The organism is Variovorax sp. AC103, from assembly GCF_979254005.1.
On sequence record NZ_CEEDFC010000010.1, the window covers coordinates 47,109 to 70,245 of the forward strand.

The window sequence follows — 23,137 nt, forward strand, 5'->3', positions numbered from 1 at the left end:
TGCATTTGCAAGGCATCGAGTGTCTGAAGACCGGCATAAAAACGGCATCGAATGTTCACGCGCGCGCGTAAACAAGCCGTAAAAAACGCTCAGGCGCGCGGCGACTGCACATGTTCCGGCCGCACACCGAGGCCCACAGCGCGCGCCGGCAGCCTGCGCAGCAGCGGCCAGCGCGACAGCAGCCGCAACGGCCACGGCACATGGCCCGCCTTCGTGTTGACCTTGCCGCCCAGCACCGGCACCAGCACACGGTCCTGCACCATGCGCTGCGCCGCCTGCGTCAAGCGCACGGGCCATTCCCTGCGGCGCTGCAACTGCGGGAGCAGGGTGTCGATCTGCTTGTCGGTGGCGCTGCCCGCGAGCGACGCGGCCAGCAGGTTGGCGGCGGCCACCGCGTCCTGCACGGCCAGGTTGATGCCCACGCCGCCCACCGGCGACATGGCATGCGCCGCGTCCCCGATGCACAGCATGCCTTTGCAGGCCCACGATTCGAGCCGGTCGACCGTCACTTCGAGCAGCTTCACCGCGTTCCAGTCGGGCAGCGCCTGCGGCAGCCGCTCGCCCATGAAGGGCGCGATCTTCGCGATCTCGGCATGGAAGGCGTCGATGCCGCGCGCCTTCAGCGCCTCGTGGCCGCCCTTGGGAATGACGAAGGCGCATTGCCAGTAGTCGCCGCGGTTCAGCGTCACCAGGAAGTGCCCGCCGGCAATGTGGCCCGCGGTGGCATCGGGGTCGCCGGGCTGTTTGGGAATGCGCATCCACAGCACGTCGATGGGCGCCCCGTAGCTGATGTGCGGCAGGGCCGCGGCATCGCGCAGCGTCGAATGCCGGCCGTCGGCCGCCACCACCAGCGAGGCGCGCAGTTCGACGTCCTGCGGCTTGCCGCTTCGCGCACCGCGCCTCACCTTCACGCCGCTCACCCGTCCGTTGTCGTGCAACAGGCCCACGGCCTCGGCGTCGGTCCACAGCTCGAAGCCCGGATAGCGCCGCGCCTCATCGCACAGGAAGTCCAGAAACTCCCACTGCGGCATGAGCACGAGGAACTTGCTGTGCGAGGGCAGGTGGGTGAAGTCGGCGACCGGAAAGTCCCGTCCTTCGAAGGTGGCGCGCAGCTCATCGACACGGTCGTGCGGGCGCTGAAGAAAGGCGTCGAGCAGGCCCAGCTCGTGCAGGATTTCCAGCGTCGACGGATGCACCGTGTCCCCGCGGAAGTCGCGCAGAAAGTCCAGGTGCTTCTCCAGCACCACGACGTGGACGCCTGCGCGTGCCAGCAGCAGGCCCAGCACCATGCCGGCCGGCCCGCCGCCTGCAATGCAGCAGCGTAGGGGGGTGTCGAATGCGTTGATCTCTCGTGCTCCCTGGCGTCAGGGCGACATCTTCAGGTCTGGCGTGGTTCGTGCGTGTAGGCCCAAAGGCATTGAAACGCGCAGCGGTTGGCGCGCGATGCGGGTTTTCCATTACGCAAAGCCACGCACATGCACCGCGCGGTGCGACGGATGCGCATCGGCTCCAGTCCCGCAAGACTCTGCGGGTTCAATCTTGGAGACAACCGCATGCACAGCATCCGACGCCATCTGGTGTGGCTGGTCGTGGCCGTGGTCGGCGCATTCGCGCTCGGCACCGTGGCCCTGACCCGTGGTGAAAGCGTCAACGCCCTCTGGGTGGTGGCTGCCGCGATCTGCACCTACCTCATTGCCTACCGCTACTACAGCCTGTTCATCGCTGAAAAGGTGCTGGGCCTGGACGGCAACCGCAAGACGCCCGCGCACCGCCACAACGACGGGCTGGACTACGTGCCGACCGACAAGAACGTGCTGTTCGGCCACCACTTCGCGGCCATCGCGGGGGCAGGCCCGCTGGTGGGCCCGGTGCTCGCCGCGCAGATGGGCTACCTGCCCGGCCTGCTGTGGATCCTGGCGGGCGTGGTGTTCGCAGGCGCGGTGCAGGACTTGATTATCCTGTTCATCTCCACGCGGCGCGACGGCCGCTCGCTGGGCGACCTGGTCAAGCAGGAGATGGGCGTGGTGCCCGGCATGATCGCGCTGTTCGGCACCTTCATGATCATGATCATCATCCTGGCGGTGCTGGCGCTCATCGTGGTGAAGGCGCTGGCCGAATCGCCGTGGGGCACCTTCACGGTGGCGGCCACGGTGCCGGTGGCGCTGTTCATGGGCGTGTACCTGCGGTTCATTCGCCCGGGGCGCATCGGCGAGGTGTCGCTCATCGGCTTCGTGCTGCTGATGCTGGCCATCTTCGGCGGCCAGGCCGTGAGCCAGAGCGCCGAGTGGGCGCCGTTGTTCACCTTCGACGGCAAGGCGCTCACCTGGATGCTGGTGGGCTACGGCTTCGTGGCCGCGAGCCTGCCGGTGTGGCTGCTGCTGGCGCCGCGCGACTACCTGTCGACCTTCCTGAAGATCGGCACCATCATCGCGCTGGCCATCGGCATCGTGTTCGTGATGCCCACGCTGCAGATGCCGGCCATCACGCAGTTCGCGCAGGGCAACGGCCCGGTGTGGTCGGGCAGCCTGTTCCCGTTCCTGTTCATCACCATCGCGTGCGGCGCCGTCTCGGGCTTTCATGCGCTGATTTCTTCGGGCACCACGCCCAAGATGCTCGACAACGAACGCCACGCGCGCTTCATCGGCTACGGCGGCATGCTGGCCGAGTCGTTCGTGGCGGTGATGGCGCTGGTGGCGGCCTCGTGCATCGAGGCGGGCGTGTACTTTGCGATGAACAGCCCCGGCGCGCTGGTCGGCACGACCGCGCAGCAGGTGGCGGCCACGGTGTCGAGCTGGGGCTTCGTCATCACGCCCGAAATGCTGCTGCAGACCGCCAAGGACGTGGGCGAAACCACCATCCTCGGCCGCGCGGGCGGTGCGCCCACGCTGGCGGTGGGCATGGCCCACATCCTCCACCAGGTGATCGGCGGGCAGGCCATGATGGCCTTCTGGTACCACTTCGCCATTCTGTTCGAGGCGCTCTTCATCCTGACGGCGGTGGACGCCGGCACCCGCGCCGGCCGCTTCATGCTGCAGGACCTGCTCGGCAGCTTCGTGCCCGCGCTCAAGCGCACCGATTCGCTGCCGGCCAACCTGGTCGCCACGGCGCTGTGCGTGGCGGCCTGGGGCTACTTCCTGTACCAGGGCGTGGTCGATCCGCTGGGCGGCATCAACACGCTGTGGCCGCTGTTCGGCATCTCCAACCAGATGCTGGCCGCGGTGGCGCTGCTGCTGGGCGTGGTGGTGCTGTTCCGCATGAAGCGCGAGCGCTACGCCTGGGTGGCGGCCGCACCGGCCGCATGGCTGCTGGCCTGCACGCTCACCGCGGGCTGGCAGAAGATCTTCTCGGCCGACCCCAAGATCGGCTTCCTGTCGCATGCGGCCAGGTACACCGAAGGCATCGCCAACGGCGTGCTGGTGGCGCCGGCCAAGACGCCGGAGGCCATGTCGCGCATCGTGTTCAACGACCGCCTCGACGCCGCGCTGTGCGCGCTCTTCATGTTCGTGGTGCTGAGCGTGCTGGTCTACAGCATCAAGGCCTGCCTGGCAGCGCGCGCGGCCAACCGGCCGACCACGCACGAGACGCCGTTCGAGCCGATGGGCGCGGCTTCGTCCGTGGCCTCCGCGGCGCACTGACGCCATGGGCCTCGCATTGCCGGAAGCGGGGCGCTACATCGCGCGCTCCGTCAAGCAGTCGCTGCGGCTCATGGTCGGGCTGCCCGACTACGACGTGTACCTGACGCACATGGCCGCCACGCACCCCGACCGGGCACCCATGAGCTACGAGGCCTTCTTCCGCGAGCGGCTGGAGGCGCGGTACGGCGCGGGCAAGGGGCGCTGCTGCTAGGGCAGCACAGCGTCGACCCCGCTCCTCGAATAGCGCCCGGGCGGCACGCCCACATGCCGCGTGAACGCCACGCCGAAGGTGCTGACCGAGCTGTAGCCCACGCGCTCGGCGATCTCCGAGATTGCCAGCTCGCGCTGCCGCAGCATCTGCCTGGCGAGCGCCATGCGCCATGCCAGCAGGTACGCCATCGGTGCGATACCCACCGCGCGGCTGAAGCGCGCGAAGAAGGCCGAGCGCGACATGCCTGCTTCTCGCGAGAGCTGCGCCACGGTCCAAGCGCTTGAAGGGCGCTCGTGCATGCGCCGCAGCGCCAGCGCGAGCTTGGTGTCGGCCAAGGCGCGCACCAGTCCCGCGGACGCCGCGGTGCTGGCCGACGAGCGGAAGGCCTCGATCAGCAGCACCTCCAGCAGGCGGGCCATGACGATCTCGCGCGCCGGCCGGTCGGCGCGAGACTCCTCGCCCACCAGCTGCACCAGCGTCGACAGGCGCGGCTCGCCGCGCACGTGCAGCCACTGCGGCAGGAGCGACACCAGCAGCGCCGCGTCCGGCGAGCCGAACACGCAGTTGCCGACCCGCATGCGCACGTCCACCGCGCCGGCCGGATCGCCCACGCGGGCACCGCCGGGCATCTGCGCGATCGGCGTGGTGACTGCTTCTCCTTCTCGCGGCGGCTGCCGGTCGAGGCTGGACGTGGCGAAACTGCGCGCGGCGGGAATCAGCGCGAAGTCGCCCGCGTTCAGCGTGAGGGTGTCGCTGTGCGCCGGGCCGTCGACGGTCAGGTGGCAGCTGCCTTCGAGCACGACCAGGTAGAAGGGCCGGCCCGTTTCGGTGCGGCGCACCGCCCAGGGGGCCGACGCGACGACGAGCTTCGAGAACGGCGCCTCCGGGCGCAGCAACGCCACCACTTCCGCCAACGGGTCGACCATGCTGGACTCTCTCGACAAATGAATGGACCTTCGAGTGTAGTAAGTCCTGCTTGCGGCCCGTATCGTCAGGGCATCGTCAACCCCACGGAGTCACCCGATGTCCACCGCTTCCACCGTCCTGATCACAGGCTGCTCTTCCGGCTTCGGCCTCGAGACGGCGCGCTTCTTCCTCGACAAGGGCTGGCATGTCGTCGCGACCATGCGCACGCCGCGCGACGACCTGCTGCCCCGCTCGGAGCGGCTTCGCGTGCTGCCGCTCGACGTGACCGACGCGCAGAGCGTGCAAGGCTGCATCGAGGCGGCCGGGCCGATAGCCGCGCTGGTCAACAACGCCGGCGTCGGCCTGCTGGCGCCGCTGGAAGGCATGGCGCTGGCCAGCGCCCGCGAGGTGTTCGAGACCAACACGCTCGGCACCATCGCGATGACGCAGGCCGTGTTGCCGCAGTTCCGGCAGCGGCGCTCGGGCGTGGTCGTCAATGTCACGTCGAGCGTCACGCTGATGCCGCTGCCGCTGCTGTCGGTCTACACCGGCAGCAAGGCGGCGGTGAATGCGTTCACGGAGTCGCTGGCCCTGGAGCTGGCGCCCTTCGGCGTTCGCGTGCGCCTGGTGCTGCCGGGGCGCGCGCCCGGCACGAGCTTTGGCGACAACGCGCGCCAGCGGATGGGCGACGGCGTGCACGAAGCCTATGCGGACTTCCGGCAGCGCGTGTTCGCCGCGGTGCGCGACACCGGCACGCCGGTGACGCACGCCCAGGACGTCGCCGAGGCCGTGTGGCGCGCCGTGACCGACCCCGCGGCGCCCATGCGGATCCCGGCGGGCGCCGATGCTGTCGCGCTGGCGGGGGCATGAAGCGGACGCTGCAGCGGCATCGCGTTACGCTTCTTTCGCGCGGTGGCTAGGCCGCCGTGCGCCCGAGGTCTACAGTGCGCCCACGTCCGCACCTTCGCGGCCGGCATGGAGGGCTGCATGTCCACCGATCCGTTCGCAGAGTTCAAGCAGCGGCAACGCCAGATGTGGTCGACCTTTGCGCCGACCGCCATGTTCACGCCGCCGGTGGCCGGCCACCTTGTGCGCTTCGCGCAGATCGCCAAGGGCGAGGCGGTGCTCGACGTGGGCACGGGCACCGGTGTCGTGGCCATCACGGCGGCGCGCCAGGGCGCCAGGGTCACGGGGCTGGACCTCACGCCCGAGCTGCTCGAGCTGGCGCGCGACAACGCCCGCATCTCGAAACACGAAGACATCGTGTGGACCGAGGGCGATGCCGAACAGCTGCCGTACCCCGACGCCTCGTTCGACGTGGTGCTGAGCCAGTTCGGCCACATGTTCGCGCCGCGTGCCGAAGTGGCCATTGCCGAGATGCGGCGCGTGCTCAAGCCCGGCGGGCGCGTGGCCTTCGCCACCTGGCCACCCGAGCATTTCGTGGGCCGCATGTTCGCCTTTGTCGGGCGCAACTCGCCGCCACCGCCCGCGGGCGCCTCACCGCCGCCGCTGTGGGGCAACCCGGCCGTGATCGCCGAGCGCCTGGCCCCGCATTTCGAGGCGCCCTTCTTCGAGCGCGGCACCATGAACTACCCGGCGCTGAGCATCGACCACTTCCGCATGTTCATGGAGCGCTCGATCGGCCCGATGCAGAAGCTCGTCGAAAGCCTTGCCGCCGATCCCCAGAAGCTGGCCGCGCTGCGCGACGAATTCGACGCCATGGCCGCGCCGTATTTCGTCGACAACGTCATGCACCAGAACTACCTGTTCACGCGCGCCCGGGTGCGCTGAGCCTCCAGCAGCTCGACCATCTTGAGCGCCGCGGGCGCCAGCGGCCGGCTCTTCAGCGCCAGCCGGTAGAGCGGGCGCGACAGCACCGCGCCACCGTCGAGCTTGAGCTTCAGCTCGCGCAGCGTGCCCAGCGCCAGCATGTCGGCCACCACCACGCGCGGCAGCATCGACACGCCCACGCCGCTGGCCACCGTGCGCGCAATGGCCTCGTTGCTGGCCATTTCCATCCAGGGCTGGGCGGCAATGCCGTGGGCCGCGCACAGCGCCTCGGTGGCCTGCCGGGTGCCCGAGCCTGCTTCGCGCAATATCCAGTTCTGCCGGCTGAGCACCTCGGCCTCAGGCGGCCACTGAGGCGGCCTGTGCGAATTCCAGCTTCTGTCTTCGGCGCTGTCGCGAGACGATGCTCCCCACCTTGTTCGTGGAGAACGCCGATGCCATCCGAACTCAACCAGATCGCCAGCTGGTCGCTGCGCTGGCGCATCTTTCTGTCGGGCGTGCTGTGCCTGGTGGCCGCGCTGTGCGCGGCAAGCCCGCCGGATGCGAGCGCGCAGGTGCATGCGCAGCAGCGCTACCAGATGGCGCTCGAGGCACAGGCCGAGCGCGACTACCGCGGCATGCTCGCGCTGCTCAGGCAAGCCGCGCAGGAGGGCAGCGCCGAGGCGCAGGAAATGCTCGGCATGGTGCTGCTGACCGGGCCCACGCTCTACGGCATGGCCGTGCAGGCCGACCGCTGCGAGGCCGGCGAGTGGATGCGCCGCGCGGCCGCGCAGGGCAGCGAAACCGCTAAGGTGCAGCTGGGTTTCCTGAACCGGCTGCGCGCCTCGCCGGAAGGACGAAACGCCTGCGAGTGAAGCACCGGGCGCCGGGCGCGCGCCGCTACGCCGCCGCAGGCCGAACGGCCGGCTCGCGTACCGCCGCCCGCGCAAGGCGCCACGCCATGAACAGGAACACCAGCGGCAGCACGATGGTCTGCAGCACGAACAGCGCGATCAGCTTCACGATGCGCTCGGCCCAGTCGGACGCCGACTTCAGGATCTGGTCGTAGGTCGCTTTGAGGTTGGGCAGCTTCGGCAGCCAGCGCTCGACGCGGTCGCGCCAGCCTTCCTGAGCCACAGGCGCTTCCTGCGCGGCATCGACCACGGCGGTGGGCGACTTCTCGATGCCCGACAGCGCCGTCTGGTAGTCGCTGGCCATGAACGCGCGATAGAGCCCTTCGTTCGCCACCGCGCTCAGCGGCACCGCGAAGCGCACCAGCAGCAGGCCGATCAGCAGCGACTGCAGCCAGCGCGGCGAACGTCCGCGCTGCCAGCGCCACACCACCCACGCCAGCGCCACGCCGCTCACCAGCCACGACATGAGATGGTGCGCGCCGATGTTCAGCAGCATCAGCTGAATGCCGAACGACACGCTGGCCGCCAGCATGATGGCGGCGAACTGCTCGATGAGCTCGTTCAGCGGCTTCAGCGCCTGGCCCGGCGCAAAGCTCACGCCGACGCCCCCCGGCGTGGCATCGACCTGCGTGCCCTGTGCCACCGACACCACGGCGCCCAGCGCGCGCGCCGCGGCAAAGGTGGTCAAGGCGCGCTTGAGCCCGTCGTTGACCTGCTCGCGCGCCGGTGTGTCGATGGGCGCGACCCAGCAACCGACGAGCACCACCACGGCGACCAGCAGCAGGTAAACGCGCTGCGGCATCGGGTTCTTCACGGTGCTCATTTCCTGGCCCCTCCCTGCATGCGCGCGATGATCTTGCTCGTCTCGTTGCCCTCTTCGCGGCCGTCGGGGTGGCGGCGCGCGTAGTCGAACACCTTGGCCTGCGAGACCTTCACCATCTGGCCGGCGTGCAGGCTGGGCACGTCGACCGGCTCGTTCTTCAGCAGGCCTTCGATGGTGTCGCCGTTCCATTTCGCCACCTCCACCCACATCCATTCGTTGCCGCCGTCGCGCGTGGTGAAGGGCGCCTTCACCAGGATGTATTCGCCGGGCTGCAGGCCCTTGGCGAAGGCGTCGCGCAGCCTGGGCAGTTGTGCGTTGGCGGCCTTGCTGGCGGCGAGCAGCTCGTCGTTGTGCCTGAGCCGCGTGACGGAGTCTTCATCAGCGCCGAAGGCCGCGGTGAGCATGGCCGTCTGCTGCGCGTAGCGGTCGGGGCCGCTGTAGCGGTCGAAGCGAATCTCGTACAGCCGGTTGCGCGGGTCGCCGTCTTCCCACTTGCCGTTGACCAGCGAGAGCCTGGCCACGGCGGCTGCGTTGGGCTTCAGGTTCGCGAGCATCGGGTCGCGCGCCGCGGCATGCCGCAGCGCGCGCAGGTCCAGGTCGTACTGGCCGGGGCGCGGCAGCGTGGCGCCTTCGCCCAGCGCCTGCGCGAACATGTTCACCAGGCTGCCGATCGGCCGGTTGCTCGACCACGAGAAGTCGCTCACCACCACGTCGGGCAGGCCGAACTTCGCCATGCCCAGCGTGATCGCGCGCACCAGCGCGTCGCTGCGGTAGGCGTGGATGACGGTCTGCTGCGACATGTCGGGCACGCTGCCCGACCATGAGTCGATGCGGCGCGCCTGCCATGCATCGGGCGTGAAGACTTCGCGTGTTTCCTCGTCCCACAGCAGGCCGTTGGTGTCGCGCGCCACCTGCTGCGCGAGCTGCAGCGCCTTCAGCATTGCGGCGGACGACTGCTGCGCCGGGTGCGCGAAGTCGAGCACCAGCGCGCGGTCGGCCTTCTGCAGGGCTTCGGCCTGCTCGCGCGACAGGCCCCGGCCGAAGCGCTGCAGCATGTCCAGGCTGGGCGCGCGGTAGTCCTGCAGCACGGTGGTGGTGTTCCAGTTGGCGAACACCACGGGCTCGGTCGCCTGCGCCGGCGTGGGCATGGCCGCGAGCAGCTTCGGACCGCCGCCCAGCTTGGCGAGCCGGCTGCGCAACGCGGCCATGGGGTCGGTGGCCGGCGGCTTGGCGTAGTAGATGGCGAACTGGAAGTGAATGGGGCCTGCCTGCGGCGAGCCCGCGGGCACGGGGGCGCCGGGCACGGCCTTGCTTGCGCCTTGCGTCGCCTGCTGTTGTTGCGAGGCGGATGTCGCGGGCGTCGCTGCCATGGACAGGGTGCTTGCACAGAGAACGAGTGCGCCGATGGCGATGCGATGAAAGGAAGTCTTTGGCATGGGCATGTGTGAACGTCGTCGATGCTGCGGGAGAGCGCATTCTCGGTGCGACGCCAATGAAATTTACTGTGCGAAAAGCGCACCCCGACACACAACGATACGCAACGCCGGTTCTTGCGCGATCGCGCGATCAACATCACGGCCTTCAACCCCCGATGCCTGATTCGCAAGGAGATCCCGATGCCTGCTCCCTTTCATTTGCCCCGCCGGTCGTTCCTGGGAACCGCCGCGCTCGGCGTTGCCGCTGCCCAGCTCGCCGTGGCCCTGCCTGCCTTCGCCCAACCCGGCCCGTCGAAGAACGCGCAAGGCGCGAGCCCGCTGCGGCGGCTCGAGCCGCTCAAGCGCATCGACGCCGGCGTGCTGAACGTGGGCTACCACGAAGCCGGCCCCGCCAACGGCGCGCCGGTGATTCTTCTGCACGGCTGGCCTTACGACATTCACATGTTCGTCGACGTGGCGCCGCTGCTGGCTGCCGCCGGCTTTCGCGTGATCGTGCCGTACCTGCGCGGCTACGGCACCACGCGGTTCCTGTCCGACGACACCCCGCGCAACGGGCAGCAGGCGGCGGTCGCCGTCGACATCATCGCGTTGATGGACGCGCTGAAGATCGAGACCGCCACGGTCGCGGGCTGCGACTGGGGCGCGCGCACGGCCTGCATCATGGCGGCGCTGTGGCCGCAGCGCGTGAAGGCGCTGGTGTCGGTCAGCGGCTACCTCATCGGCAGCCAGGAAGCCGGCAAGGTGCCGCTGCCGCCGCAGGCCGAGCTGCAGTGGTGGTACCAGTACTACTTTGCCACCGAGCGCGGCCGTGCGGGCTACGAGAAGAACCGGCACGACTTCGCCAAGCTGATCTGGCAGACCGCATCGCCCAAGTGGAACTTCGACGACGCCACCTTCGAGCGCAGCGCCAGTTCGTTCGACAACCCCGACCACGTCGCCGTGGTGGTGCACAACTACCGCTGGCGCCTGGGCCTTGCGGAAGGCGAAGCGAAGTACCTCGACCTCGAGTCGAAACTGGCGAAGGCGCCGGTCATCGCCGTGCCGACCATCACGCTCGAAGGCGATGCCAACGGTGCGCCGCACCCCGAGCCTGCCGCCTATGCGAAGAAGTTCTCGGGCCCCTACGAGCACCGGACGGCCAGCGGCGGCATCGGGCACAACCTGCCGCAGGAAGCGCCCGACGTGTTCGCGACCGCGGTGATGGACGTGGCGCGCCGGAGCTAAAACTTTTGGCTTTGTTCGCCCGGCCCGCGTGTCGGCGAACCGCGCGAAATTGCGGCTGAACACGCAATAGCGACCCTCGAACGCTCGAATGCAATCGATCTGTCACGGTTGACACGGAACATGGCGGCGCAGACCGCAGGCCTGCACACCGCAGCCGTCCATTCGAACGTCAGGGAGAGTCTCATGCCAACAGGCCCGGCGCGGTCCGTCCGCGTACTGAGCGCGTCCTGCGCCGCCATGCCGACGCTGGGCGGCGAGCCGGCGCTGGAGCCGGTGCGCATCGAGGGCGACGAGGCGCTCAGCAGCCTGTTCCGCTACACCGTGACCCTGGCCACGCCCGAGCAGGCGGGCTACAACCCCCGGCAGGCCGCCAACGTCGACATCAAGAGGCTGGTGGGCGAGGTGCTGACGGTGCACATCGTGCTCGACGGCCGCCCGGGCGCGGACGGCGACCGGCGCCACGTCAGCGGACTGGTCACGCGCGTGCGCTTCGTGCGGCTGGAGAACCGCCGCGCGCTGTACGAGGCCGTCATCGAGCCCTGGCTCACGCTGGCCACGCGCACCAGCGACTACCGGATCTTTCAGCACAAGCGCGTGACCGATATCGTGGGCGAGGTGCTCGGCGAATACGACTTCGCGCACGAGATCAAGGCCACGCGCAGCTACCCCGCGCGCGAGTTCCAGGTTCAGTACGGCGAGAGCGACTTCGACTTCGTCGCGCGGCTGCTGCACGAGTGGGGCCTGTACTACTTCTTTGCGCACGCGGAGGGCGGCCACAAGCTGGTGATCGTCGACGACATGGCCTCGCACCAGCCCTTTGCCAACGCGGCCTACCAGAAGGTGCCCTTCCACGGCGCCGAAGACACCGTGCGCGAAGAGCACTGCGACCGCTTCAACGCCTGCGAAACGCTGCAAAGCGGCCGCTGGGTGACCGACGACTTCGACTTCACGCGCCCCCGGGCCCGCCTGCAGCAGGTGAGCGCCATGCCGCGCAAGACGGCGCACAGCGGCATGGAGCGCTACGGCTGGCCGGGCGACTACGCAGTGGAGTCCGAGGGCGAGCAACTGGCGCGCACGCGCATGGAAGAAAGCGGCAGCCAGGGCGAGCGCGCCAGCGGCGCGGGCAACCTGCGCGCGGTGGTGCCGGGCTGCCTGCTCACGCTGGAGCGGCATCCGCAGAACGAGGCCAACCGGCAGTACCTGGTGACGGCCGCGCACCTGCGGCTCCAGGACATCGGCGACGCCAGCGCACAGCAGCCCTTCGAGTGCCGGGTCGAGTTCGAGGCGATTCCCGCGAGCAAGGTCTTTCGCGCGAATGCGCCCGCCGTGCCGCGCCCGCGCACCACGGGGCCGCAGACGGCCATCGTCACCGGCCCCGCGGGGCGCGAGATCTGGACCGACGCCTACGGCCGCGTGAAGCTGAGCTTTCACTGGAACCGCTATTGCACCAAGGACGAGAACAGCTCGTGCTGGGTGCGCGTGTCCTCGCCCTGGGCCGGCACCAACTTCGGCGGCATCCAGATACCGCGCATCGGGCAGGAGGTGATCGTCGATTTCGAGCACGGCGACCCCGACCGCCCCATCGTCACCGGCCGCGTCTACAACGCCGACAACATGCCGCCGTGGCCGCTGCCGGACAACGCCACGCAAAGCGGCCTGCTCACCCGCAGCTCCGAAGGCGCGAGCGACGCCAACGCCAACGCCCTGCGCTTCGAGGACAAGAAGGGCGCCGAGCAGCTGTGGCTGCATGCGGAGCGCAACCAGGACATCGAGGTCGAGAACGACGAGACCCACTGGGTGGGCCGCGACCGCAGCAAGACCGTCGACCGCGACGAGACCGTGCACGTGAAGCACGACCGCACGGAGACGGTGGGCCACGACGAGACCATCACCGTGCACAACGACCGCACCGAGACGGTGGACGGCAACGAGACCATCGCCATCCACAAGAACCGCACGGAGACGGTGGACCTGGACGAAACCATCACCGTGCACAGGAACCGCACCGAAACCGTCGACCTGAACGAGACCATCGGCATCGGCATGAACCGCAGCGAGCGCGTGGGCCTGAACGAGACCATTCATATCGGCGAGCACCGCAGCGTGACCATCGGCGGCGCCAAGGTGGAGACGGTGGCGCTGGCCAAGGCCGAGACCATCGGCCTGGCCAAGGCGCTGACCATCGGGCTGGGCTACCAGGTCACGGTGGGCGCGGCCATGAACACCACGGTGGCGTTGATGCAGACCGAGCAGGTGGGCCAGTCCAAGCGCGTGGATGTGGGCAAGACGCTCACGCTGCAGGCCGGCGACCGCATCGAGCTGCTGTGCGGCAAGAGCTCGCTGGTCATGACCTCGGAGGGCGTGGTGACCATCAACGGCTCGTCCTTCGACTTCTCCGCCAGCGGGCCGGTGCAGGTGAGCGGCAAGGACATCGACCTCAACTGAGGCCGCGCAAGCACGCACCGTGGAGTTCCGCAACCTCACGCCCTTCGACGCCCTGTGCTTTCGCGCGGCCACGCCGAGCGACCGCGAGTACCGGGTGGTCGCCATGAAGGTCGGCTACCGGCTCGTGCGCGGGCCGTACGGCGGGTGGCGGGCCGAGGTCAACGACGACGACCCGGTGCCGCTGCGCCTGGCCGATGCCTACTGGGGCGAGGAGGGCGCGTCGAGCCCGCGCGAAGAGAGCGACCTGGCGCCCTTCAAGCCGCGCTGCGACGTGATCGTGAACGCCACGGCCCATGCGCCGCGCGGCATTCCGGCCCCCGAGTGGGAGGTGCGCCTGCAGGTAACGGCCGGCCGCCAGTGGGTGCAACTGCCGGAGCCTCCCAGGCCCCTGCACCCGGGCGCACGGCTCACGCCGCAGCAGCAGGCCGCATGGCACGACGAGCGGCAGCGCGCGCAAGCCGAGGCGGCCCCGCGCGCGGTGATCGACAAGCGGCTGCGCGTGAGCGGCCCCTCGCTGCTCTACCTGCGCAACAAGCGCGAATGGGCGCGCACGGCCAGCGAGCCCATTGCACGGCTGCCCATGCGTTGGGAGCACGCCTTCGGCGGGCGCAGCCTGCTGCGCCGGCCCGGCGCGCCGGACGACGAACCGCCGGTGCTGAACGAGGTGTGCTTCGCCAACCCGCTGGGCCAGGGCTGGCTGGAGCGCCGTGCCATCGAGCAGGCACGCCACCTGGGGTTGGCCGACATCGAGCGCCTGCCGGCGCCGCAGATCGAGCCCTTGCACGAGCCCATGCAGCAGCCCGTGCTCGCAAGGCACACCGGCGTCGACCTCGATGCGCGCGCCATGGCCGAAGCGGCGTGCGGCTACGGCCGCGAACCCGCCGGCCTGGGCGTGGTGGGCCGCGCCTGGGCGCCGCGGCTGGCGCTGGCCGGCACCTACGACGACACCTGGCTCGCGCAGCGCCATCCGTGGCCGCCGCACGACTTCGACTTCGGCTACTGGAACGCGGCGCCCGCGGACCAGCAGACGGCGTACCTGCCGCCGGACGCATGCATCGCGCTGTGGAACCTGACCGACCCGGCCGCCACGCCCGACGGCCACCTGCGCGTGACGCTGCCCGGCCACCGCGCGCTGGTGCTGCTGCGGCTGGACAACGGCGTGCTGCTGCCGCTGCCCATGGTGACCGACACGCTGCTCGTCGATGCCGAGGGCCTTGCGCTTTCGCTGGTGCACCGCGTGTGGCTGCCGTCCGATGCGCCGGTGCGGGTGATCGAGGCGCGCTTCGAGACCGACCCCGCCGCGCCGCTGGTTCGCGCGGCATCGCCCGCCAAGGCCCTGGAGCCCGCGCCGTGAGCGCCAACGTCGCTGCACGCAAGCAGGGCGGCTGGAAGGTCGTGAGCCTGGCGCCCGACGTCTGCAAGACGCCCATGGGCAGCGCCATTCCGCCCGTGCCCTACCCCGTGACGGCGCAGCTCGACAGCACCACCGCCGTGGCCCGCAGCGTGCGCGCCAACGGGCACCCCGTGGTGGTGTACGACATGAGCGTGGTGCCCACCACCCTCGGCGACGCTGCGGGCGCGGCCAAGGGCGTGAAGAGCGGCACGGTGCAGGGCAAGTGCTACCCCCTGGAGCACAGCGGCACCGTGCGCGCCGAGGGCAAGCTGTTCGTGCGGCACGACGACCTGTTCTGGATGAACGGCCAATGAAGGCGCCGCTGCGCGAACTCGCTCGCAGGAGGCGCCATGGGCTTTCGTGAAGGCTGGTACGCCACGCCGTCCCAGGGGCCGCAGTCGTTCCAGTATTTCAAGACGCCCGAGCTCGTCACGGCGCAGGGCTACTTCTCGGGCAACGACCAGGTCCTGCAGTGGGGCAGCGAGCAGTTTCCGCAGGGCAAGCCCGGCCACTGGACACCCGAGCTGCAAGCGCTCGACAAGACGACCACACCGAACGACTGGTGGGACAACCCCGAGACCAAGGACGAGCCCAAGCCCTCGCCAGTCGCCGCACTCGCGACCAGGGCCGGCGGCACCAATGCCAACGGCAACACCGTGGGCCCCGTCGTCGGCGAAACGCCGTCCACGCAGGTGCCGGCGCGCCAGGCCAACCCGCCGGTGGAGCCCGAAACGCCGAAGGAAGAAAGCTGGTGGGGCAGCTGGGGCAGTTCCATCACGCACACCGTGCTGGACGTGGGCGGCGTGATTCCCGTGGTGGGCATCTTCTCGGACGGCGCCAACGCGGCCATCTATGCGGCCGAGGGCGACTATGTGAACGCCGCCATCTCCGGCGCATCGGCCGCGGCCAACCTGGTGCCAGGTGGCGGCATCGCGGCGAAGGCGGGCAAGCTCGCGCTCAAAGGGGCGGTGAAGGGAGGCGAGCGCGCGGCTGTCAAGGAGGCCGAGAAGCTGGTGGCCGAGCGCGTGCTGAAGCGGGAGGCCGAAGAGGCCGCCGAGGCCACGGCAAAGGCCGGCGCCAGAAAGACCGGCAAGAAAGCCGAGGCCGAGGCCGGCGGGTCGAAGAAGAAGGACACCCAGGTCAAGAAGAAGCCCAAGCCCAAGCCGAAGTGCGGGCAGAAGGGCCCCTACAGCGACCGCGCCAAGCACGACAACGAAGGCGTCAACTGGGACCACGTGCCCTCGCAGAAGGCGCTGCTGGAGCGTGCCGCCGACATCAAGGGCGCGCCGCTCACCAAGGCCGAGAAGACCGCCATCGTCGACAGCGCGCCGACCATCGCCACGCCCGCCGCGCTGCACCGCGACCACAGCGAGACCTACGGCGGCCGGCAGCACCAGACGGTCGACGGCCTCAAGCGCCCCATGCGGGACGCGCAAGACCTGCAGCGGGCCGCGAAGGAGAACACCGACAAGATCCTCGCGCAGATCGACAAGTACGACCCCGGCTGCAAGGGCAAGTACCGCGAGGCCGCCGAGGAGATCACCCGCATGACGCACGACGAATGGACGAAGTGGCTGAAGAAGGCCATGAAATCGGCTAGAAAATGACCGCCAACGCACAGGAGCGCAACGCATGACACTGAACGACCTACTGCCCCTGCTCGGGCACTCCGAACTCGACGCGAACCTCGAGCGGCTTCTGAAATCCGCCGGCGCGAGCGTTCAATCGCTCTCCGCCAAGACGCTGCGCACCGAAGGCTCCGACGCCATCGAGCTCAAGGCACTGGGGCTGGAGCTGGCCTTCTGGGAGCGCGAGGGCTATGAGCGCAAGGTGGGCGCCCCCAAGGACGCGGGGCAGGCGATATTGGTGGCAGTCTTTGCCTACGGCCGCGCCAGCAAGAGCTTCAAGCCCTATGCTGGCCCGGTGCCGTTCAGCAGCGGCCCCATTGCCACGCGCGAAGACGCGCTGCGCGAGTTCGGCACGCCCGAGCTCACCGAGGAAGACGACGACGTGGTCGAGTGGGACCAGTGGACCCGGCAAGGCCTGCAACTGCGCGCGACCTACCAGGACGACACCTCGCTGTGGAACCTGTCGTTCTCGGTGCCCTTCAAGTAGCGCCTCGCGCGCCACGCTGCTGCCGATGACCCGCCCGCCTCACGACTTCAACATGGCCTTCGACACGCCCGGCGACCTGCTGGGCCACGCCTGGGAAAGCGCGGGCGTGCAGGCGCTGGTCCAGGGCTGGGAGCAGCTCGCGTGGATGAACGACGAAGACCTGAACCAGGCGCGTGCCGACCACCGCCTGTGCCTGATGGACCGGGGGCGCGGCATCTACCTGTTCTTCACCGATGCGGACCGCCACGAGGCGCGCTACGGCGCGCCTTGCAGCAAGGGCAGCCTGGTGCTGAGCCGGGTCTCGCTGCAGCTGCACTTCAACGCGCCATGGACCCCGTATGCGGGCCGCTTGCCGCTTGCGCTCCACGCCGGGGACATTGCCGGCGACGTGCTGCAGCGCCTGGGTCCGCCCGCCGAGCTGTGGCGCATGGGGCTGAACGTGTCGAAGGCGCGGTGGCCGTCGCCGCTCGCCGATGTGGACGTGAGCTTCGAGCGCGGCACCGGCCGGCTCAGGCTGGTGACGATGACGCGGCCGCGCGTGGCACCCGCGCTCGCGCGTGCGGTGCCGTCGCCCGAACAGTTCGCGCAGCAGTTCGGCCGCCCGCTGGCCGAACTGCTGCATGACGCGCGCTTTGCGCCGTTCGCGCTAGGCAGCAAGGCTCGCGAGATTGCCACGTACGGCGAGGCCGATTGCGCGCGCGAGCTCGGCATCGAGCTCTACTTCAAGCCCGGTGCCGACATGGCCGACGCAGTGCCCGCCGCCCCTCGCAGCGCCGAGCCCTGCCTGAGCGGCGTGCGCTACCGCGCCGACCTCGACTTTCAGAGCAGTGGCTACACAGGCCCCTTGCCGTGGGGCCTGCTGATGAGCGACACGCTCGACGTGGCAACGGCGAAGGCCGCGGCGCGCCCGTTCAGGCAGGTGCTGGACCCCGACGACGGCTACCAGCTGTGGCGCACCGACCTGTGCGACGTGCATGTGCTGCACAGCTTTCTGGAAGACCGCATCTACCGCGTCACGCTGCTGGCGCACGGGTGCTACGAACAGGCCGCGTGACACGTCTGCAGTGCTTGTGCAGTGACGTCTGCAGAGTCTGTAGTGCTTTTTGCGCATTACTTTCGGCACTGGCCGCGCCCCTGCGCATCGCCTACCGTTCGGGCCTTGCAAGCCCGAGTGCGCGCCGACCACCACCACCCCACGCGCCCTTTGGCTCATTGCATCTTTGCAAGACGCGGCAACTTAAAACTTATTGTTTTGTTTCGCGCACGCGCTGAAAAAATCGACAAAAAGATCAGCGCCACGCGTCGATAAAACAGGAAAAGTTTGTTAAAAACCGAACGCCATGTCACGCATGCGTTGCGATTCGAGCGAACGGACAGTGGGCAAGAATGAATTCGAAGGCGCGATGTAACGCTAAAGCGTTGCGCCTCGCAAAGGGCCCCGTGCCGCTGTGTCACCAGCACCCGGGTGCCGTCAAGGTTTGTTTTAGCTGCCGCCTTCCTGCGAGGGAAGGCGGCTGGTTCCACAGTGCCCGGCCGGGCACGCAACAACTGAGGGAGTTGATCTCATGGCAGTAGACATGTTCATGCGCGTCGAAGGCGCAGGCGGCGAATCCAAGGACGCGAACCACAAGGAGTGGAGCGACATCAAGTCCTTCGCCTGGGGCGCGACCCAACCCGGAAACATGGTCAGCGGCGGCGGCGGCGGCGTGGGCAAGGCCAGCTTCAACGACCTGCAGGTGCTCGCGCGCATCGACAAGGCCGCGCCCTCCGTGCTGAAGAACTGCGCCAGCGGCAAGCACCTGTCCAAGGTCGAGGTGTCGGTGTGCAAGGCCGGCGGCTCGCAGATCGAATACACCCGCGTCACGCTCGAGGAGGTGCTCGTCACCTCGGTGCAGTACACGGCGGAGCAGGGCTCCGACGTGGTGCTCGTGCAGTACGCCTTCCAGGCCGCCAAGGTCAAGCAGCAGTACTGGGAACAGACCGACAAGGGCGGCAAGGGCGCCGAGACGGTGCTGGGCTGGAACATCAAGGAAAACAAGGAAGCCTGAGGCTGCCTTCGTTGCGTTGATGCCTCGCGCCGCGGCATGACCGGGCGCGGGGGCGGTGGCATTGCAGTTGCCTTTGCACGCCGCGCGTGTTGTCCAGGGAGCAGTACAAGAATGAATCGAAGCTTCATCGCCCACAGTGCGTGGGGCGAGCGCCTCAAGTTCCGTTCGATGACGGGGCAGGAGCGCATCTCCGCACTGTTCGAGCACCGCGTGCGGCTCGTCGGCGACGTGCCGAACATCCCAGCAAAGAGCATGCTGGGCGAGGACATGAGCATCGAGGTGAACCTGGCCACCGAGCTCGGCGGGGCCGGCAAGCGCTTCCTGAGCGGGCAGGTCACGCGCTTTGCCTACGTGGGCAAGGACGACGGCGACATGTGCGTCTACGAGGCCACGCTGCGGCCCTGGCTGTGGTACGCCACGCGGCGCTCCGACTTCAAGATCTTCCAGTTCAAGACGGCGCCGCAGATCCTGCAGGAAGTGCTCGCGCCCTACGGCTTCGCCATCGATGCGCGCCTGAGCGGCAACTACCGCACCTGGGAGTACTGCGTGCAGTACTCGGAAAGCGACTTCAACTTTGTCAGCCGGCTCATGGAGCAGGAGGGCATCTACTACTTCTTCTCGCACACGCAGGGCAGCCACCAGCTGGTGCTGTGCGACGGAGCCGACTCGCACACGAGCCTGCCCGCCGGCCCGGTGAAGGTGCCCTACCACGCGGGCGTGCTGGCCGCGCAGATCCTGGAGCAGGACTTCATCGACACCTGGGCCCACGCCGAGGACATTGCCTCGGGCAACTTCGCGGCCGACGACTACGACTTCAAGAAGCCCAACGCCGAGATCGACACCGTGCGCCAGCAGCCGGCCGGGCACAGCCGCGACAGCTTCGAGATCTACGACTGGCCCGGCGGCTACACCGAACTGGGCGACGGCGAGAACTACGCGCGCCTGCGGCTGGAGCAGATCGCCGGGCGGCGCGAACTCGTCAGCGCCGAAGGCAACCTGCGCCACATGGCGCCGGGCTACCTGTTCGAGCTGGCGCGCCACCCCAACGCCGAAGACAACCGGCGCTACCTCATCGAAGCCGTGCGCTACGACTTCCAGGAGAACGCGCTGCGCGTGGTCGGCGCGGTGGACGCGGCCTACAGCGAGTCGACCAGCAGCACCAGCTACCGCCAGACCTTCGAGGTGCTGCCCGACAGCGCGCCCTACCGGCCCGCGCGCGTCACGCCCCGGCCGCGCACCACCGGCCCGCAGACCGCCGTGGTGGTGGGGCCCGCGGGCGAAGAGATCCACACCGACGAGTACGGCCGCATCAAGGTGCAGTTTCACTGGGACCGCTACGGCCAGCGCGACGAGAACGCATCGTGCTGGATCCGCGTGTCGCAGACCTGGGCCGGCAGCAACTACGGCGCCATGCACATCCCGCGCATCGGGCAGGAGGTGATCGTCGACTTTCTGAACGGCGACCCCGACCACCCCATCGTGACCGGCTGCGTCTACAACGCCGCGCAAATGCCGCCGTGGGAGCTGCCGCGCCACAAGACCCAGACCGGCTTCCAGACGAACTGGAGCAAGGGCGGCGGCGGCAAGCACATGCTGCGCTTCGAGGACAGCGCGGGCACCGAGCACATCGAGCTGTCGACCGACCACGGCAACACCCACCTGCACATGGGCTACCTCATGAACCAGGGCTCGGGCGTGCAGCGCAGCTACGGCTTCGAGCTGCGCACCAACGAGTGGGGCTCCATCCGCGCCGACAAGGGCCTGCTGCTGACCACCTACACGCAGGACTACGCGCAGCGCACCTCGCGCGACAACCCCGACGGCCATGCGCACATGGGCGCCACGCTGGCGCAGAGCAATGCGCTGATGCAGGCCTCGGGCCAGGCCGTGGCGGCCACCAAGGCGCTGGTCGGCGCCATGGCGCAGGGCAAGAACCAGACGCTCATGGGGCTGGTGCAGGGCGTGCAGTCCGCAGGGGGCGCATCGCAGGCCGTGGCGGCGCTGGCCGCCGGCGGCCTGGGCGAGGCGGGCGTGTCCGACAACGCCGACCCCGCAATGGCCGACGCGCAGCAGATGCTCGACCTGTCGCGCAAGATCGACAAGCCCGTGGTCTCCATCGTCAGCCCCGAGGGGCAGACCATGATCAGCCCCAAGCCCATCGTGCTGAGCTCGGGACAGAGCGTGTCGGTGCGCGCCAGCTCGGCCATGACGCTGACCACCGGCGCGCAGCTCACGCAGCTGGTGGCCGGCGGCATGCTCACGCAGGTGAGCGAGGGCGGCCAGGTGAACGTGGTGACGGGCGGCGACATCGTCTCGCATGCGAGCGCCGGCGCCATCAACCTGGTGTCGAAGGCCGACGCCTCGGTCACGTCCACCGAGAGCAACGCCAACGTCACCGGGCGCAAGTCGGTGGTGATCCAGGCGGCCGACCAGGACGTGTTCGTCACCGGCAAGACCAGCATCTCGCTGATCTGCGGCAAGGCCTCCATCGTGCTGCTGGCCGACGGCACGGTGCAGATCAACGGGGTGAAGGGGCTCGTCAACTTCACCGGCGAGCTGGACCAGCGCGGCAGCAAGATCTTCCTGAACTGCGAGGCGCCCATCGGCAGCCAGGCCGAGGAGGCCGTGATGGAAGACGGCGTGCCCGCGGCGCCCGCGGCCGCCGCCACATCGGCCGAGGCCGCCGAGAAATCCGCGCCTGCAGCCGCGCCGCCGGGCTACGTCACCACCGGGCTGGGCAAGGGCGTGGACGCCATCGCGGCCCGCTCGCCCACGCTGCAGCGGCAGCTCAGGTACTTGAAGAACCACGGCTGGAGCATCGGCTACGGCCCCGCGGGCGGAGGCACCTATGCCGACACCAACTCGCGCGGCAAGAAGATCGTGATCGACAGCAACAGCGCCGACAAGCCCTACACGGCCGCCGCCTCGCTGTCGCACGAGGTCGGGCACGCGATGTACTCGTACGGCTTCAAGCCCAACACCTCGTCCAAGACCGCCTTCGTCAACAGCATGCTGGGCTCCGAGGGCGAGGCCGCGCTCAACCAGATCCAGGTGCAGCGCGAGGTGTGGCGCGCCGCCAAGGTCGACATTCTGCAAAGCGCCGACCCGCAGAACGTGGCCGCCTTCAACGAGGCCTACAACATCCTGAACAAGGGCGGCACCCGGGCGGCCGCGCGCGCCGCCGCCGGCCGGTACTACGGCACGCTGAGCACATCGACAACCGGCCAGCAATACACGCAGTACTACGGCGACGCCTACGACAGGCGCTTTGCCGGCGGGCACTAGGCCATGACATTCCAGGAGACGCCCCCGTGAACCCGACGGCAATGACCCTGTGGCAAGCGATCGACGCGCTGGCCGCGCAGATACCCTTTTCAGCGCAGAAGGTCGGCCACACGCTGTCGACCACCTTCAACGACACGCACGCCGCGGGCGGCGACGTGTTCCAGTTCTTCGAGGGCACGCCGGTGCGCCTGGCGGACGGCACGGAGCTGTCGCGCATCGACCTGCGCATCAAGCGCGAGGGGCCGCACCCGGGCTTTCTGGTGCTGGACCTGCAGGGGCGCTGCGTGCCGCTGGCCGAAGTGCGGCAGCACCATGGTGCGCTGGAGATCACCGACGTGCCGCGCGGCCGCTCGCCCGACGAGTCCACCAGCTACACCGCCACGCTCGGCTGGGGCCGGCTGTCGTTCGGCTTCACCGAGCGCAACCCCGACTGCCTGGCCCACGTGGCCTTCGACCCGGCCTAGCGCCCACCCAGAAAGCAGCTCGAATGAAGTACCACATCCAGGAAGGCCGGTTCGACGTGCCCGACGACGGCCGCATCGACCGCTCGATGAACGTGCTGGCCATGCCCGACGGCGCGGGCACCACGCTCATCGTGAGCCGCGATGCGCTGCGGGCGCAAGAGAACCTGGCGCAGTTCGTCTCTCGGCAGATGAACGACCTCACGCGGCAGGTGAGCCAGCTGAAGGAGCTGTCGCGCGACGAGATTGCCGTCGGCCCCGCTGTGTTGAACCTGCGCGCCATCGAACTGGCGACCCAGTTCAAGCAGAACGGCCAGGCGCTGCACCAGCGCCAGGCCGTGTTCCTGCTGCCGAACGAGCGCGACGGCAAGGCGGTGCTCATCCTCACGGCCAGCAGCCCCGTGCCCTTCGACGCCGAGGCGCTCGCGCTGTGGCAGCGCACGCTCGCGAGCTTTGAACCGAGGGCGTGAAGCG

At 69.1% G+C, this 23,137-nt stretch carries 21 protein-coding genes; 16 read left to right on the forward strand and 5 right to left on the reverse strand.

Annotation, left to right across the window (positions count from 1 at the left end; genetic code table 11):
* Positions 1–89: 89 nt before the first annotated feature.
* Positions 90–1,346: an FAD-dependent oxidoreductase gene (locus tag AC0IYU_RS16015; RefSeq protein WP_472119123.1), complete on the reverse strand. Its 1,257-nt coding sequence runs from the start codon at positions 1,344–1,346 to the stop codon at positions 90–92.
* 207 nt (positions 1,347–1,553) lie between these two features.
* Here AC0IYU_RS16015 and AC0IYU_RS16020 point away from each other — a divergent pair, with 207 nt between their 5' ends.
* Positions 1,554–3,635: a carbon starvation CstA family protein gene (locus AC0IYU_RS16020; RefSeq protein ID WP_472118688.1), complete on the forward strand. Its 2,082-nt coding sequence runs from the start codon at positions 1,554–1,556 to the stop codon at positions 3,633–3,635.
* A 4-nt stretch (positions 3,636–3,639) separates the two neighbouring features.
* Entirely contained in the window at positions 3,640–3,846 is a 207-nt protein-coding gene (locus AC0IYU_RS16025; RefSeq protein WP_472118691.1) for a YbdD/YjiX family protein, read from the forward strand.
* Here AC0IYU_RS16025 and AC0IYU_RS16030 read toward each other — a convergent pair.
* Positions 3,843–4,772 (reverse strand): AraC family transcriptional regulator, encoded by a 930-nt coding sequence (locus tag AC0IYU_RS16030; RefSeq protein WP_472118694.1) that lies wholly within the window; start codon positions 4,770–4,772, stop codon positions 3,843–3,845. The two genes, AC0IYU_RS16025 and AC0IYU_RS16030, sit on opposite strands and share 4 nt — an antisense overlap.
* Before the next feature lie 97 nt (positions 4,773–4,869).
* Between AC0IYU_RS16030 and AC0IYU_RS16035 the strand changes: the two genes are divergently transcribed.
* Both AC0IYU_RS16035 and AC0IYU_RS16040 read left to right on the forward strand, forming a co-directional pair.
* Positions 4,870–5,622, forward strand: a complete 753-nt coding sequence (locus tag AC0IYU_RS16035; RefSeq protein ID WP_472118697.1) for an SDR family oxidoreductase — start codon at positions 4,870–4,872, stop codon at positions 5,620–5,622.
* A gap of 117 nt (positions 5,623–5,739) precedes the next feature.
* On the forward strand, positions 5,740–6,543 hold the full coding sequence (locus tag AC0IYU_RS16040) for a class I SAM-dependent methyltransferase (RefSeq protein ID WP_472118700.1): 804 nt from the start codon (positions 5,740–5,742) through the stop codon (positions 6,541–6,543).
* Here AC0IYU_RS16040 and AC0IYU_RS16045 read toward each other — a convergent pair.
* Complete coding sequence (locus AC0IYU_RS16045; protein ID WP_472118702.1) at positions 6,513–6,872, reverse strand: LysR substrate-binding domain-containing protein; 360 nt, start codon at positions 6,870–6,872, stop codon at positions 6,513–6,515. The genes AC0IYU_RS16040 and AC0IYU_RS16045 overlap by 31 nt on opposite strands.
* A 102-nt stretch (positions 6,873–6,974) precedes the next feature.
* Between AC0IYU_RS16045 and AC0IYU_RS16050 the strand changes: the two genes are divergently transcribed.
* Complete coding sequence (locus tag AC0IYU_RS16050; RefSeq protein ID WP_472118705.1) at positions 6,975–7,394, forward strand: SEL1-like repeat protein; 420 nt, start codon at positions 6,975–6,977, stop codon at positions 7,392–7,394.
* Positions 7,395–7,419: 25 nt separating this feature from the next.
* Here the strand turns inward: AC0IYU_RS16050 and AC0IYU_RS16055 are convergent, their stop codons facing one another.
* Both AC0IYU_RS16055 and AC0IYU_RS16060 read right to left on the reverse strand, forming a co-directional pair.
* Positions 7,420–8,256 carry a hypothetical protein gene (locus tag AC0IYU_RS16055; RefSeq protein WP_472118709.1) on the reverse strand — a complete coding sequence of 279 codons (837 nt, stop codon included), beginning with the start codon at positions 8,254–8,256 and terminating at the stop codon, positions 7,420–7,422.
* Positions 8,253–9,692, reverse strand: coding sequence for a DUF2314 domain-containing protein (locus AC0IYU_RS16060; protein ID WP_472118712.1), 1,440 nt, complete (start codon positions 9,690–9,692; stop codon positions 8,253–8,255). The genes AC0IYU_RS16055 and AC0IYU_RS16060 overlap by 4 nt, the downstream gene beginning before the upstream one ends.
* Positions 9,693–9,872: 180 nt before the next feature.
* Between AC0IYU_RS16060 and AC0IYU_RS16065 the strand changes: the two genes are divergently transcribed.
* The 11 genes from AC0IYU_RS16065 (at position 9,873) to AC0IYU_RS16115 (ending at position 23,133) form a co-directional block, all read left to right on the forward strand.
* On the forward strand, positions 9,873–10,916 hold the full coding sequence (locus AC0IYU_RS16065; RefSeq protein WP_472118714.1) for an alpha/beta fold hydrolase: 1,044 nt from the start codon (positions 9,873–9,875) through the stop codon (positions 10,914–10,916).
* A gap of 183 nt (positions 10,917–11,099) precedes the next feature.
* Entirely contained in the window at positions 11,100–13,361 is a 2,262-nt protein-coding gene (locus AC0IYU_RS16070; protein ID WP_472118717.1) for a type VI secretion system Vgr family protein, read from the forward strand.
* Positions 13,362–13,380: 19 nt separating this feature from the next.
* Positions 13,381–14,715 carry a DUF2169 family type VI secretion system accessory protein gene (locus AC0IYU_RS16075; protein ID WP_472118721.1) on the forward strand — a complete coding sequence of 445 codons (1,335 nt, stop codon included), beginning with the start codon at positions 13,381–13,383 and terminating at the stop codon, positions 14,713–14,715.
* Positions 14,712–15,068, forward strand: coding sequence for a DUF4150 domain-containing protein (locus tag AC0IYU_RS16080; protein WP_435436276.1), 357 nt, complete (start codon positions 14,712–14,714; stop codon positions 15,066–15,068). Before AC0IYU_RS16075 ends, AC0IYU_RS16080 begins: the two co-directional genes overlap by 4 nt.
* Before the next feature lie 36 nt (positions 15,069–15,104).
* Positions 15,105–16,361 (forward strand): hypothetical protein, encoded by a 1,257-nt coding sequence (locus AC0IYU_RS16085; protein WP_472118724.1) that lies wholly within the window; start codon positions 15,105–15,107, stop codon positions 16,359–16,361.
* A gap of 25 nt (positions 16,362–16,386) precedes the next feature.
* Entirely contained in the window at positions 16,387–16,869 is a 483-nt protein-coding gene (locus AC0IYU_RS16090) for a hypothetical protein (protein ID WP_472118727.1), read from the forward strand.
* 25 nt (positions 16,870–16,894) lie between these two features.
* The gene (locus tag AC0IYU_RS16095) at positions 16,895–17,923 is read left to right on the forward strand and encodes a hypothetical protein (protein ID WP_472118730.1); all 1,029 of its coding nucleotides are present in this window, start codon (positions 16,895–16,897) and stop codon (positions 17,921–17,923) included.
* 511 nt (positions 17,924–18,434) lie between these two features.
* Positions 18,435–18,917 (forward strand): Hcp family type VI secretion system effector, encoded by a 483-nt coding sequence (locus tag AC0IYU_RS16100; protein WP_435436280.1) that lies wholly within the window; start codon positions 18,435–18,437, stop codon positions 18,915–18,917.
* A gap of 111 nt (positions 18,918–19,028) precedes the next feature.
* Positions 19,029–22,202 carry a type VI secretion system Vgr family protein gene (locus AC0IYU_RS16105; protein WP_472118732.1) on the forward strand — a complete coding sequence of 1,058 codons (3,174 nt, stop codon included), beginning with the start codon at positions 19,029–19,031 and terminating at the stop codon, positions 22,200–22,202.
* A gap of 26 nt (positions 22,203–22,228) precedes the next feature.
* Positions 22,229–22,666 carry a hypothetical protein gene (locus tag AC0IYU_RS16110; RefSeq protein WP_472118736.1) on the forward strand — a complete coding sequence of 146 codons (438 nt, stop codon included), beginning with the start codon at positions 22,229–22,231 and terminating at the stop codon, positions 22,664–22,666.
* A gap of 23 nt (positions 22,667–22,689) precedes the next feature.
* The gene (locus tag AC0IYU_RS16115) at positions 22,690–23,133 is read left to right on the forward strand and encodes a DcrB-related protein (protein WP_472118739.1); all 444 of its coding nucleotides are present in this window, start codon (positions 22,690–22,692) and stop codon (positions 23,131–23,133) included.
* Positions 23,134–23,137 lie beyond the last annotated feature (4 nt).

Bases quoted from the DNA above. Each gene is read 5' to 3' on its own strand.
- AC0IYU_RS16050 (WP_472118705.1), top strand. From the start codon at position 6,975: ATGCCATCCGAACTCAACCAGATCGCCAGCTGGTCGCTGCGCTGGCGC.
- AC0IYU_RS16060 (WP_472118712.1), bottom strand. From the start codon at position 9,692: ATGCCAAAGACTTCCTTTCATCGCATCGCCATCGGCGCACTCGTTCTC.
- AC0IYU_RS16065 (WP_472118714.1), top strand. From the start codon at position 9,873: ATGCCTGCTCCCTTTCATTTGCCCCGCCGGTCGTTCCTGGGAACCGCC.
- AC0IYU_RS16095 (WP_472118730.1), top strand. From the start codon at position 16,895: ATGACCCGCCCGCCTCACGACTTCAACATGGCCTTCGACACGCCCGGC.
- AC0IYU_RS16085 (WP_472118724.1), top strand. From the start codon at position 15,105: ATGGGCTTTCGTGAAGGCTGGTACGCCACGCCGTCCCAGGGGCCGCAG.
- AC0IYU_RS16040 (WP_472118700.1), top strand. From the start codon at position 5,740: ATGTCCACCGATCCGTTCGCAGAGTTCAAGCAGCGGCAACGCCAGATG.
- AC0IYU_RS16070 (WP_472118717.1), top strand. From the start codon at position 11,100: ATGCCAACAGGCCCGGCGCGGTCCGTCCGCGTACTGAGCGCGTCCTGC.
- AC0IYU_RS16105 (WP_472118732.1), top strand. From the start codon at position 19,029: ATGAATCGAAGCTTCATCGCCCACAGTGCGTGGGGCGAGCGCCTCAAG.
- AC0IYU_RS16020 (WP_472118688.1), top strand. From the start codon at position 1,554: ATGCACAGCATCCGACGCCATCTGGTGTGGCTGGTCGTGGCCGTGGTC.
- AC0IYU_RS16030 (WP_472118694.1), bottom strand. From the start codon at position 4,772: ATGGTCGACCCGTTGGCGGAAGTGGTGGCGTTGCTGCGCCCGGAGGCG.
- AC0IYU_RS16115 (WP_472118739.1), top strand. From the start codon at position 22,690: ATGAAGTACCACATCCAGGAAGGCCGGTTCGACGTGCCCGACGACGGC.
- AC0IYU_RS16100 (WP_435436280.1), top strand. From the start codon at position 18,435: ATGGCAGTAGACATGTTCATGCGCGTCGAAGGCGCAGGCGGCGAATCC.
- AC0IYU_RS16055 (WP_472118709.1), bottom strand. From the start codon at position 8,256: ATGAGCACCGTGAAGAACCCGATGCCGCAGCGCGTTTACCTGCTGCTG.
- AC0IYU_RS16025 (WP_472118691.1), top strand. From the start codon at position 3,640: ATGGGCCTCGCATTGCCGGAAGCGGGGCGCTACATCGCGCGCTCCGTC.
- AC0IYU_RS16035 (WP_472118697.1), top strand. From the start codon at position 4,870: ATGTCCACCGCTTCCACCGTCCTGATCACAGGCTGCTCTTCCGGCTTC.
- AC0IYU_RS16090 (WP_472118727.1), top strand. From the start codon at position 16,387: ATGACACTGAACGACCTACTGCCCCTGCTCGGGCACTCCGAACTCGAC.